This is a genomic window from Rummeliibacillus pycnus, from assembly GCF_002884495.1.
GTDB lineage: Bacteria > Bacillota > Bacilli > Bacillales_A > Planococcaceae > Rummeliibacillus > Rummeliibacillus pycnus.
The window spans coordinates 1,769,390-1,782,317 of the sequence record NZ_KZ614145.1; the positions used below are offsets into that span (position 1 = coordinate 1,769,390).

A 12,928-nucleotide genomic window follows, 5' to 3' on the forward strand; every position below is an offset into this window, starting at 1 on the left:
ACAAAAATATCAAACTACATCTTCAGAAAGACCAATAGTATTCTTATTATTCTGACTATTATCAACGATATCATCTTCTGATAAAATACGATTGATTTCTTGATCCATTATGTTATTTGCATTTTCTGCGCCATATTTATGCATAGAATATTTATATAAGATGCCTCCAAATGCTGCCCATGCTATAATTATGACCCATTCATACGGCCAAACAAGTGCTGATGGCATCCCTGGCATATAAAGTGATAGCACTCCAACAGATAATACAACGGCAATCCAACCAACTAAATTACCACCTGGCACTTTAAATGGACGTTTTAAATTTGGTTCTTTTTTACGTAAAGCAATAAATGCGCATGCTACAAGTATCCAAGCTACTACTAAAGCCATTCCACCAGCATCCACTAGCCAAACAAGTGCTGGTCTACCAAATAATGGTGCGAAAGTTGTTAAAACAGCAATTAATAAGATTGCCTTATGTGGAGTTTTATATTTTGGATGAAGTTCTCCTAATGATTTTGGCAACATTCCCGCTTTTGCTAGAGCAAAAATTGCACGACTTCCACCAACATAAAATCCAAGCCAACTCGTCAATATGCCTCCAATCCCACCAAGTACAAGGACGTTCCCCATCATTTTACTACCACCAAAAGCTTTCGCCATCGCATCAGCTGTTACTAAATTTGACTTAGCGATTTCTGCAGGTGTCAACATATAAGAAACGCCAAAAATAATGCCTACATACCAAATGATTGCTAGTAATACGGATATTACTAATAATTGACCTATTCTTTTCCTTGGTAAATTGATCTCTTCAGCTGTTTGTGGAATTACATCAAATCCAACGAACATAAAAGGCGTCATAATGAGCACAACCATTATACCGCCCCAGCTATCTACAAATAAGGGCTTCATATTGGATACATTTCCTGCTATTGAACTCCCTGTAATGAGAAGCACTCCTGAAATTAAAATAACAAGTGTTAAAATACTCATAACAACACTCGTTACTTTCATACCGCGATAATTAATAAATGCCATAATTACAGATCCAATTACCCCCACAGCTACCCAAGTAAAATTAACATCCCATCCGGCAATCGTATACATATAGCCTTTGCTGTAACCAGGTACAACATATTCAAAAACTGTTGGTAATGCAACCGCCTCGAACGCTACAACCGATACATAGCCTAGCACCATTGCCCAAGTCGCTATAAATGATATTTGCCTCCCAAGCGCTTTATAGCTAAAGTATAGTTCTCCGCCTGAGAGAGGCATTGCCGAAGCTAGTTCGGCATATGCAAGACCGATAAATATGACTAAAACCCCACCGATTAAAAAAGAAATAATCGCTCCTAATGACCCTGCTCCAGTGATCCACAATCCTGCAGTAACTACCCATCCCCAACCAATCATTGCACCAAAAGCTAAAGCCATTACATCGCGGTTTCCAAGAATCTTCAAGAGTTTTTGATCTTCCACATTAATCCCCCCTTTGTTGAAAAAAGCTATTCTTATTTTGTAGCTACTTCTTGTGTTAATTGTTGCTGAATTTCTAGTACAACATCCTTTACAATAGCTATCATTTTATCTACTTCTTCAGCTGTAATAATCAACGGTGGAGAGAAGCATAAAATATCTGTTTGTTCATAAGTTACTGCACGACAAATTACACCTTTGTCGTGTAATGCTGCAACGATTCTCGGAGCTACCCCTAACTCCTTCTCAAAGCGTTCATTTGTTACTGGATCTTTAACAAACTCAATTGCTCCTAACAAGCCTTTAGCACGCACATCACCAACAATTGAAGATGCAGCTTTTATTTCTTGGAATCCATTTAGTAAACGTGTTCCCATTAAAGCTGAATTTTCAACAATTCCTTCTTGCTCCATAATTTCAAGATTCTTAAGTGCTACTGCAGCACCTGTAGGATGACCACTATAAGTAAAACCATGGAATAATGTCCCTACAGATTTTTCTTTTAATACTTCGTGTACTTGATCTTTTACAAGAACGCCACCTAATGGGAAATAGCCACTTGTTACACCTTTTGCAAATGCCAGTAAATCAGGTTCAACTCCATAATGTTCTACCGCAAACATTTTACCTGTTCTTCCAAAACCTGTTATTACTTCATCCACATGCATTAAAATGCCGTATTCATCACATATTTTTCGTACTTCTATCAAGAAATCATCTGGTGGAATTAAAACACCACCTGCCCCTTGAATTGGTTCTGTCATAAATGCTGCAATTGTTTCAGGACCTTCTTTTTCAATTGTTTCACGAATTGACTGGATCGATGCAGCCGTTCCAATTTCATAAGGTGATTTGGCATGTACAAAACCTTGCATAGTGACACCCGCCATGTCCCAAAATTCAGGAATACCTGTTGCACTAGTTGCTCCCGCAGAAACGCCATGATAGCCACGATTCATCGCAACAATTTTATTTTTTTCTGGTTTACCTTGAATTCTCCAGTAATGGCGAATTAGTTTTATAGCCGTATCATTGGATTCAGATCCACCCGAGGTCAAAAAAACTGCATTTAGGCTAGGTGGTGCAAGCTCTGCTATTTTCTTTGTTAATAAAATCGCTGGTTCGTTACTAAATGTAGAAAAACATGAGCTGTATGCCAATTGTTCCATCTGCTCTTTAGCTGCTTCCCCTAGTTCCTTACGTCCATGCCCAATATTGACATTCCATAATGATGACATAGCATCAATATATTCTTTACCTTCAGTAGAAGTTAAATAGATACCTTGACCTTTTTCAAAAATTACTTTTGCCCCTTTTGTTTGCTGTTCTTGGATCGATGTTGTTGGATGGATAAAATGTTGTTGATCCCATTTCACTAAATCTTTTGTATTCAAAATAATTTCCCCCTTTGATTTGGTAATAATCGGATACTCAAATGATTTCTGCATAATAAAAGCCAGCTCAAAAAAAGCAGCTAATGCTACACTTTTGAAACTGGCTGATACCTGCGAATTTAATAGCTTGTAACGCTTTTTAACAGGTTAGGCAGTAATATCATTTTTTATAGCATATCATATTCTAATAGAATTGTTAATAATTTTCTGAAATATTTAATTATTCTCTGTGCTATGTATGCATTTTCATTTTACAAAATAGTACTAATCATTAGAATTTCTCAAATAAAAAAGCATTTATAAGCAGAATCTACTGCTCATAAATGCTTACTTGTTTAATGATTTCTAATCATCATTGTTATTCAAACCTGTATACATTAACACTAATCGTAGTAATTCCAATACAGCTGTTGCTGCAGCTGCTACATATGTCAATGCTGCTGCACTTAATACTTTTCTAGCATGAGATTCTTCTTCATTTCGAATGATCCCTAAACTAACAACTTGGTTAAGTGCTCGTTTGGATGCATCAAATTCTACTGGTAACGTTACAATTTGGAAAAGCACACCGATTGCTAACAGTATAATACCAATAAGCATTAGTGAACGCATAGTTGAACTAAGCATACCAATCATAATGAATATCCAAGATAGGTTTGATGAAATGTTCGCTGCTGGTACTAATTTCGAACGAAATGTCAAGAATGCATAAGCTTCTTTATGTTGAATTGCGTGTCCACATTCATGTGCTGCAACAGCTGTTCCAGCTACTGAAGCGTTATGGTAATTATCTGAAGACAGCGCTACAGTTTTACTAGTTGGATCATAATGATCGGATAAAACGCCTGAAACTTCTACCACTCGAACATTACTTAACCCATTATTGTCTAAAATAGTTCTTGCAACTTCTGCACCTGTCATACCAGATGTGGAACGAACTTCCGCATAACGTTGATACGTTTTCATCACTTTACGTTGAGCATAAAGTGGTAACAACATCAATACAAGAAAATATACGATATACATCGCTACTGACAAAAATACCATCCTCCTATTACTAGCTTAATTTTATTTTAAAGGTAATTATTTGACCTCGCAAATGAAAACCTTTTTTGAGAAACAAAATAGGCTAATGTGATACAACCAATAGATAGCCAAAATGTAAAGTAACCAATTTCCGCCATATACTGTGCAAGCATACTATAAATAGGCATTTGACCAAATACATAGTCAATCACATCATTATGCAATGTCCAAATCGCTGCAAGTCCTACATGAGTAATCTTAAAATCATACATTGGAATATATAATATTGCTTGCACAGCCATAGCGAAATGTGAAAAAACTAGCATCCAGCCAAGATATCCGATTGATCCCATTTCTAATAATGCTAATAAATTCATCACTACTGCCCAAAGACCGTATTTTACTAATGTAATCAATGCTAGCGCTTCTATTAACCGCCAGTGTTTGCCGAAAATCCATCCTACTAGTGCGATGGAGAAGGATAATGTGGCTGTTGGGCTATCTGGAACAAAAATATAAAAGATTGGCTCTGTTATAGATAATTGTCCTCCATACCAAATATATCCATAAATTGTACCCAAAATGTTAACAATCAACAGTATCCATAGAAAAACCTTGTGAGATAATATCTTCCAAACTAACGTAAATAATTTATTCATGGCTGACCCCTTAAAAGAATATTCTAAATATGTTATAACCTTTTTTGGTACCATACGTCTATGTATATGTATAGAAAAAAGAGTCAGTATCCTGACTCTTCTCTTTAACTATTATTCAGCCTTTAAACTTGAAATAAATTTAGCTAATTTTTGAAGATCTTCATCTGATCCTTTGTATTGACCAGCAGGCATTCCACCTTTACCTTCGTGAGCAATTTTAGCAATTTCTTCAGGAGATAAGCCAGTGTTAGTTAAATTAGGACCAGCACCACCTTGAAGTTTATCACCATGGCAGTTTATACATGATTGTTTAGCATATACTTTGTAACCTGGATCTTCTTGGTTTATTTCAACAGCTTTAACGATTTGACCTTGTTTCTTAGCAGCAGCCCAGTCATGGTTAACCACTGATTCCCAAGTTAAGAAAACCATAGCAGCAAGTGCTAATAACATAAATGCTACTGGAAGTGGGCGTTTTAATGGTCTGCGTTCGGGACCTTTATCTAAGAAAGGTGCCAACATTAAAGAACCAATTGCGATAGCTGGAATAACAATTGCACCAATCGTATTATAAGGTCCTGAAGCATATTCATATTTAAGTAATTGATATAAGAATAAGAAGTACCAGTCCGGCATTGGAATATAACCAGTGTTTGTTGGATCTGCTTGTCCCTCTAATGGAGATGGGTGAGCAACTGTTAAAATTAAATAACCAACTAAGAAAACCGCACCAACCATCCATTCTTTTAATAAGAAGTCTGGCCAGAATGGTTCTGTTTTGCCAGGATATTCGGAATAATCTGGTGGATATACTTTGCGATTGTCTTTTTGTGGCACACGCGTATCTCCTACGAATTTCATTCCTTTTCCTTTATGCATTTTGTCCCCTCCTTAAGGAAATATTGGTGGCTAAATTGTAAGTTCTACAATGGGCCAGATATCCCTTGTCTACGAATCATAACAAAGTGTGCAGCAAGCAACGCTAATAGGCAAGCTGGTAAGAAGAATACATGAATTGCAAAGAATCTTGTTAATGTTTCTGCACCAATGATTGTAGAATCACCCGCTAATAATATTTTAATTGCTTCACCAATAAATGGTACGGATGCTGCAATTTGAATACCTACTTTTGTAGCGAATAATGCTTTCATATCCCAAGGAAGTAGGTAACCTGTAAAACCAAGGCCTAACATTACGCAGAAAATTAGAACCCCTACAATCCAGTTTAATTCACGAGGTTTTTTGTAAGAACCTGTAAAGAATACACGTAATGTATGAAGGAACATCATGACAATTACGAGGGAAGCGCCCCAATGGTGCATACCACGCACTATTTCACCGAATGCTACCTCATTTTGTAGGTAGTAAACCGATTTCCATGCATTTTGAATATCGGGTACATAGTACATTGTTAAGAACATACCGGATAAGATTTGAATAACAGTAACGAAGAACGTTAAACCCCCAAAACAATATACAAATGCAGAGAAATGATGCGCAGGGTTTACGTGCTCTGGAACTTCATGGTCAGCAATATCACGCCAAATTGGTGTAATATCAAGACGTTCATCGACCCAATCATAAATTTTATTAAGCACTGATGTCGTACCCCCTTACAATTATACTAAAGTGTTTGCTCTTGCTTTTCCGATCATTAATAGACCGTCTTTTTCTTTTACATCAAATTGATCTAACGGACCAAGTGGTGGTGTACCTGGAATATTCTTACCATTTTTTTCATATCGACCACCGTGACATGGGCAATAGAATTGATTTTTAAATTCTGCATTACCATTCCAGTTAACAGTACAGCCTAAATGTTTACATACAGGTGATAGAGCAATAATTTCATTGCCATTTTTATAAACCCACGCTGTGTTTGTAACATCTGATTTGTACCAAGCGTCAACTTGTTCAAATGTAAAGTCTACTTTTACAGGAGTTTCAGAAAGTTCTGTAATTTTTTTATCTGTTAATATAAAATCTCCTCCTGCTTTCTTTTGTAGAATCGGGTCGACTGCAAAACGAGCCATTGGCATTAACATACCTGCAGCCATGAAACCACCAACACCTGTTAATGTGTAGTTCAAAAATTGACGTCTTGTGACACGATTGTTACTCATCCTTTTCCCCCCTCTAACATCAGGTAAGTGCAATGGACCAAACTTATACAAAAAAGTAATACTAGGACATATCTATGATATCTCATGTAAAATGTTAGGTCAATATTGCAACTAATTGTTTTGTTTCCATTTGTGAACATTTATTGAAAGAAAATTCATTGGTTTGACCACTTAGAAGATAGCATTGGTATCACTTGTCTTAACTGATCACTTAGAACCGATTGTCTAACCTTCTGATCCATATCACCTAATGGAATAGACGGTAGCCATATTACGTCGTAATTTGGTACAATTTGATTCCATTCATGATCTGAGGTTACAAAGAAAATATATTTAAAACCAGCAGCTAGCAATTCATCATGTATAGAGGTGATCATTTCTTTTCTATGCATAGACTTGGTATATGTAATCGGAGATGTTAAAACAATTCGCCCTTTAAATTGTTGCTCAATGAAATTAGTTAATGACATTAAGAATTCTGCCCCAGTAGCACTTTGTTTTATACCTAAATCTGAACCTTCTAAAATAACTAAAGGAACAATTGCTGTATCAATAAATTCTTTTTGTTTTAAAAATTCTTCAATATCTTTGCTTGTCCAAAACATAAAATATTCCTCCTAAAAGTAAAACTTCATCCAATGATGGATGAAGTTTTTATTTTTCTACATTTTTTATAACATTTAATAATGCAGACAACTTGTAAAACTTCTCTTTGTCATTTTGATCAAGTGCTTCATCGATTTGTTTTAATATTGCTTCTTCTTGGAATGTCTTCATACTATCTTGTAAAATTTCCTCTGCCAGTTGGCGATCTGATTCACTAATTTGTAAATAGTTTGGCATATAAGGATTCTCCTCTAATACCGTTAAGTATTCACGACTAGGTGGTACTTTAGGGAAATTCAATTGTATAAACATTTCCTCGTCTGGATGAAGTCTTAAATCATGGAAGGATTTTTCCGCATCTGCTGTCATGATATTACCACGATAGAAGCGAAATGGTATGCCTGATGAATCTGTTGTTGACATGACCATAGCTCGTGGGCAGTAATGTGCTTCTTCAACAAAATGAATATGTTCCAATAATTCATCATGACCAAGCAGATAATTTAAAATCCATACACACTCACGACGTTTCATTTGGTACTTTTTTAAAAACCAACGGACAAATTCTTTTTTATCCAAGACAGAAACGGATGCGGTCATTTTGTATGAGCCTCCTCTCATTCAAATGTTTGTAAAAGGTCTTGCCAAGTAGGTTCATCTGGTTGCAAAGTCACTAATTGCTTAACTACTGCATGTGCTTCTTCACGTTTACCATCTTCAATCAAGAAATAAGCATATTTTTCAAGGAACAATGGATCTTCCTTATGGTCATTATATGCTAATTGATAAAAATCGTATGCACGTTCATAATTTTCTAATCGATCATATGAGACAGCTGCAAATGCTGAAAGAGTAGACCAATCGAAACTTTCTTGTTCTAATTGTTCAATCAACTCAATAATTTCTTCGTCTCTCTCTTCTTTCGATAAAACTGATACAAGTGTAATAATTGCCTCCATATATTCACTATCTAATGCAATTGCCTGACGCAAATATTTTTCGGCTTCTTCAGGTAAACTATTTTTTAGCGCCATTTTACCTGCGAATAAGTATAATTCTTTATCATATTCATCACGAGTTAATCCTTCTTTTATTATTTCATATGCTTTTTTATTATTCTCTAGCATGGCATAACTTTGAGCTAATAATAAATAAGCAGAAAAATAATCTGGATCGAAGGTTTTTAAATCTTCAGCATAGCGGATTGCAGTTTCATACATTTGTGATTGAAAAGCTGAGTATGCAGCACCAAATAATAAATCTGGAGAGGTATTGTCTTCAAGAGCTTTCATATAAAATGTTAGGGCTTCTTCAAACGCTGCACCAGCACGATGTACTTCTGCTAAACGTTCAACTAGTCTCACTCCTGCAATCTCTGTTTGTTCTTCGTATAATTCATGATAGATACGAGCAGCTTCTGTAAAACGCCCCATTTCCATTAATAATTCTGCTTTTGCAAAATGTAATAACGGTTCAGCTGGTAATAATTCTAATGCTTCATTAATACGTTGTTCAGAAGCTTCATATAACCCCTGCATTTGATAATAGTCTGCTAAAGCTAACAGAACTTGTGGATATTCTGGTGTAGTTGGACTAATAGACATTAATAAATTTAATGCCTCATCTTCTTGTTCACGATCCATCAAAAGTGTTGCTCGGTCAATTTTAAGCTGTGCTTCATCAGGAAATAAATATTGTAAATGCTCTAATAGTTCATCAGCTTCATCTAAAAAACCAAAGTTCATAAAGAAACCAACCACTTCATATTGCATATCCGGGTCTGCCTGTATTTTAAAATCCTCAAGGAGATTTTGAACGCTTTCTAAATCACCTTGTTGAATTGCTTCAATCATTCTTTTTTGTATTTCCATTTTGTCACCTGATTCTTCTAATTATACTGGATACGAGGTGTTCCGCTTTTTTTATAATTCCACTATGAACACAAATTTCCTTGGATTAACAACGTTAATCTTTGATCATCATTACATTATAAGATACAACCAACTTTGGTTACCTCCCATAATACTTGGTATCCTTTGCTTTTAACATTATGCTACATGACTGAGGCTTTATACACAAGAAAAAACTCTCCTAAAATAGGAGAGCTTTATGAGAATAAATCTATTAAATTATATTTTTTATATCTTCAAAAAATGTTGGATAGGATACCGCTATGCAATCTGCATCATCTAATTTTACAGATCCATCTGTTAATAGTGAAGCTATTGCACCCATCATACCAATACGGTGATCTCCATATGTTTTAAGTGAAGCACCTCGAAGTTGATTTTCTCCATGGATAATCATACCGTCATCTGTTGCTTCAATAGTAGCCCCTAATTTCTTCAATTCTTCTACAACTGCTGTTATTCGATCCGTTTCTTTTACTTTTAATTCGGCAGCATCACGGATAACAGTCTTTCCTTTTGCTTTTGTGGCAAGTAATGCAATAATAGGTATTTCATCAATTAATCGAGGAATTAAATCTCCATCAATTGTTATTCCTACTAATTCAGATGTTCGAATAATTATTGTTCCAGTTGGTTCAGCGGCATCTTCATTGTCCACAATTATGTCCATATTGGCTCCCATCTCTTGTAGTACATCAATGATTCCAGTACGTGTATGATTGAGCCCAACATTACGAAGTATGATTTCACTATCTTCTGCCATTGCTCCAGCCACTAAAAAGAATGCCGCAGAAGAAATATCACCTGGTACATTTACATGTGTAGCATGTATTTTTTGGCCACCTTTATAGGAGATTGTACCATTTTCTACATTTATATCAGCTCCAAATTGGCGAAGCATTCTTTCCGTATGATCACGTGAAATATCTTTTTCGTGAATGATTGTTGTTCCTTCAGCTTGTAAACTAGCTAGAAGTATAGCAGATTTTACTTGTGCGCTTGCAACAGGCATCTCATATTCAATTGCTTTTAATTGACTACCTTTGATCGCTAAAGGAGTATATTGTCCATCCATTCTTCCAGTTATATGAGCTCCCATTTCTCGAAGAGGTGTAATTACACGCTTCATAGGTCGTTTCCCAATAGAAGCATCACCATTCAAAATAGCATGGATATTGGATCCAGCCAGTAAACCTAGCATTAAACGAGTTGTAGTACCTGAGTTACCTGTATATAAGATATCTAATGGCTCTTGCCAATTATTCATACCCTTACTGTTAATGACAACATCTGTTCCATTCAACTCGATCTTAACACCAAGTTTTCTAAAACAATCAATTGTACTTAAACAATCATCACCTAGTAAAAAACCACTGACTGTAGTACAACCTTCTGCTATACTACCGAACATTATGGAACGGTGAGAGATGGATTTATCTCCTGGTACTGTAATCTCACCCCTTAATGAAGGCTTGTGAAAATTCAATTTAACTTCTGCCAAGTTCAGTACACCTTCCTTTATGATATATATACTTCATATGGACTGCGTCTTTCTATACATTTAGCCGCTTGATCCCTGTCTTCTGCATTTTGAAAACTAACAACTAATATACCAAATATATCCTCACGAGTTTCTACAATTCGGATATTCGTGATACTTATTCGTTCATCTGCCAAATATGCAGTAATCTCAGCTATACTACCTGGATAGTCAGGTACATCAATGTACAAATCATATGTCGAATAAAGTGCACCTTGCGTCGTACTCGGAAGGTCATCTCTAAAGCTCTTAGCTTCCGCAAAAAAATTTTCGATTTGTTCGTCGTTACCATTTTCTAGGAGCGTTTGAACTCTTGACATTTCCTGCTGCCAATTTGCAAGTTGATTTGTAATTTGCTTACGATTCTGAATTGTAATATCTCGCCATAATATTGGATTTGATGATGCTACTCTTGTTATATCTCTAAAACCACCTGCAGCTAACAATTTCGTTAATGTATTGTCCTTACTTTCTTGAGCCAATTGATGAACTAAAGAAGCTGCAACAATATGCGGAAAATGGCTTACTACTGATGTCATTTGATCATGTGTAACTGCTGCAACAGTCGTTAGTTTTGCTCGAGTATACTGTAATACATCTTGAAGTTGTTGAATTTTACTGTCATCCTCATCTTCGTGTGGCGTTAACATATAATAGGCATTTTCAAATAGGTATGGTTTGGCAGCAAGTACCCCACTTTTATGAGAACCTGCCATTGGATGACCACCAATAAAGGTAATACCTAATTTTTTTAACTCTAATGCTTTTTGCATTATTAATGATTTTGTACTACCTGTATCTGTAACGATTAAATCCTTAGGCACATCCCAAGTTTTTAATTTCTCCATCCATTTAATTGTAGCATTAACAGGTGTAGCAAAAAGTAGAATATCAACATTTTTAACTGCAACCTCTGGTTGTTTCGTCACATCTTGCACAACACCTAACACTTTAGCACTTTGAAGCGTATCTTCATTTATATCAAAACCAATCACACGGATATCGGGTGATTTTTGTAGAGCTAGCGCAATAGAACCACCTATTAGGCCAAGTCCTACGACAAGGACTGTTTGCTTCAAGCGAAGACCCCTTCTTCTTCTAAGATTGCTGTCAATTGTGCTAATAAACCTTCATTTTGTGCTTGTGTACCAATTGTGACTCGAATATAACCAGGTGCTCCAAGTGCATTACCACTTCTAATAATAAAACCGCGTTGCATTAATTTTTGGAATACAACATCACTGTCGGTCTTTACTTCCATTAAGATAAAATTAGTATCTGTTGGGAAGTAGTGTAAACCATGTTCATCACAATAAGCTTCAATTTGTTTTTTACCTTTTGTATTTTCTTCACGACATTTTTCAATGTATTCTTGATCCTGTATAGCAACTTCAATTACAGCTTGACTTAATACTGTATTATTGAATGGTCCACGTACAGGATCCAATTTTGCGATTAATTCTTTATTTGCAATTCCATAACCAACACGAAATGCAGCTAAGCCGTATGCTTTAGAAAATGTACGTAAGATAATAAGGTTTGAATAATCATGAATATATGAAATCGTGTTTTTGTGATTTGGATTTGTAACATATTCAAAATACGCTTCATCCAACACAACTAATACATCTTTAGGAACTTGATCCAAAAATGCTTTTAAAGTCGTATCCTCAATGACAACGCCTGTTGGATTATTTGGACTACATACCCATACAACTGCAGTATTATCATCAATTTTTTTAAGCATTGTATCTAAATCATGATTACCATCTTTTAATGGTACTTCTATAATTTTTGCTCCTTCAATTCTTGCATTTAATGCATACTGAGAGAATGTAGGGTTCCCCATAATTGTATTTACACCTGGATGTAATAAAGCGCGTGAGATAATACTAATTAATTCATCAGACCCATTACCGAAAATAAGTTCCTCTCCAGAAACGCCTAGATGTTCTGCAACTGCAGCTCGCATATCAGTAGCATATCCATCTGGATATAAAGCAAAGTTAATGGATTCTTTTGCGATAAATTCATGTACTTTTGGTGAACAGCCAAATGGATTTTCATTTGAAGCTAATTTTACAATTTCAGCTAAACCAAACTCTCTTTTTACAGCATCAATTGATTTACCTGGTTGGTAGGCTTGCATCCCTTTAATTTGTTCTTTCCATTTCATCATTCATTCTCC

At 35.6% G+C, this 12,928-nt stretch carries 13 protein-coding genes; all 13 read right to left on the bottom strand.

Annotated elements, in window-relative coordinates; all coding sequences use genetic code 11:
• Positions 1–9: 9 nt before the first annotated feature.
• A complete protein-coding gene (locus tag CEF14_RS08805) occupies positions 10–1,485 on the bottom strand; it encodes an APC family permease (RefSeq protein WP_102692501.1) in 1,476 nt (491 codons plus the stop codon).
• Positions 1,486–1,517: 32 nt separating this feature from the next.
• Positions 1,518–2,930 carry an aminotransferase family protein gene (locus tag CEF14_RS08810; protein WP_102692502.1) on the bottom strand — a complete coding sequence of 471 codons (1,413 nt, stop codon included), beginning with the start codon at positions 2,928–2,930 and terminating at the stop codon, positions 1,518–1,520.
• A gap of 291 nt (positions 2,931–3,221) precedes the next feature.
• Positions 3,222–3,902, bottom strand: a complete 681-nt coding sequence (locus tag CEF14_RS08815) for a zinc metallopeptidase (RefSeq protein WP_102694347.1) — start codon at positions 3,900–3,902, stop codon at positions 3,222–3,224.
• A gap of 47 nt (positions 3,903–3,949) precedes the next feature.
• A complete protein-coding gene (gene lhaT / locus CEF14_RS08820; RefSeq protein ID WP_102692503.1) occupies positions 3,950–4,561 on the bottom strand; it encodes a lipoprotein heptaprenylglyceryl N-acetyltransferase LhaT in 612 nt (203 codons plus the stop codon).
• 111 nt (positions 4,562–4,672) lie between these two features.
• A complete protein-coding gene (locus CEF14_RS08825; RefSeq protein ID WP_102692504.1) occupies positions 4,673–5,440 on the bottom strand; it encodes a menaquinol-cytochrome c reductase cytochrome b/c subunit in 768 nt (255 codons plus the stop codon).
• Between the two features lie 44 nt (positions 5,441–5,484).
• Complete coding sequence (qcrB, locus tag CEF14_RS08830; RefSeq protein WP_102692505.1) at positions 5,485–6,159, bottom strand: menaquinol-cytochrome c reductase cytochrome b subunit; 675 nt, start codon at positions 6,157–6,159, stop codon at positions 5,485–5,487.
• Between the two features lie 21 nt (positions 6,160–6,180).
• The gene (locus CEF14_RS08835; protein ID WP_102692506.1) at positions 6,181–6,684 is read right to left on the bottom strand and encodes a QcrA and Rieske domain-containing protein; all 504 of its coding nucleotides are present in this window, start codon (positions 6,682–6,684) and stop codon (positions 6,181–6,183) included.
• Between the two features lie 155 nt (positions 6,685–6,839).
• Positions 6,840–7,289 carry a DUF2487 family protein gene (locus tag CEF14_RS08840; protein ID WP_102692507.1) on the bottom strand — a complete coding sequence of 150 codons (450 nt, stop codon included), beginning with the start codon at positions 7,287–7,289 and terminating at the stop codon, positions 6,840–6,842.
• A gap of 49 nt (positions 7,290–7,338) precedes the next feature.
• Entirely contained in the window at positions 7,339–7,890 is a 552-nt protein-coding gene (locus tag CEF14_RS08845; RefSeq protein WP_102692508.1) for a ReoY family proteolytic degradation factor, read from the bottom strand.
• 17 nt (positions 7,891–7,907) lie between these two features.
• The gene (locus CEF14_RS08850; RefSeq protein ID WP_102692509.1) at positions 7,908–9,161 is read right to left on the bottom strand and encodes a tetratricopeptide repeat protein; all 1,254 of its coding nucleotides are present in this window, start codon (positions 9,159–9,161) and stop codon (positions 7,908–7,910) included.
• 253 nt (positions 9,162–9,414) lie between these two features.
• Positions 9,415–10,701 (bottom strand): 3-phosphoshikimate 1-carboxyvinyltransferase, encoded by a 1,287-nt coding sequence (aroA, locus tag CEF14_RS08855; protein ID WP_102692510.1) that lies wholly within the window; start codon positions 10,699–10,701, stop codon positions 9,415–9,417.
• 17 nt (positions 10,702–10,718) lie between these two features.
• Positions 10,719–11,819, bottom strand: a complete 1,101-nt coding sequence (locus CEF14_RS08860) for a prephenate dehydrogenase (RefSeq protein ID WP_102692511.1) — start codon at positions 11,817–11,819, stop codon at positions 10,719–10,721.
• Positions 11,816–12,916: a histidinol-phosphate transaminase gene (gene hisC, locus CEF14_RS08865; protein ID WP_102692512.1), complete on the bottom strand. Its 1,101-nt coding sequence runs from the start codon at positions 12,914–12,916 to the stop codon at positions 11,816–11,818. The genes CEF14_RS08860 and hisC overlap by 4 nt, the downstream gene beginning before the upstream one ends.
• Positions 12,917–12,928 lie beyond the last annotated feature (12 nt).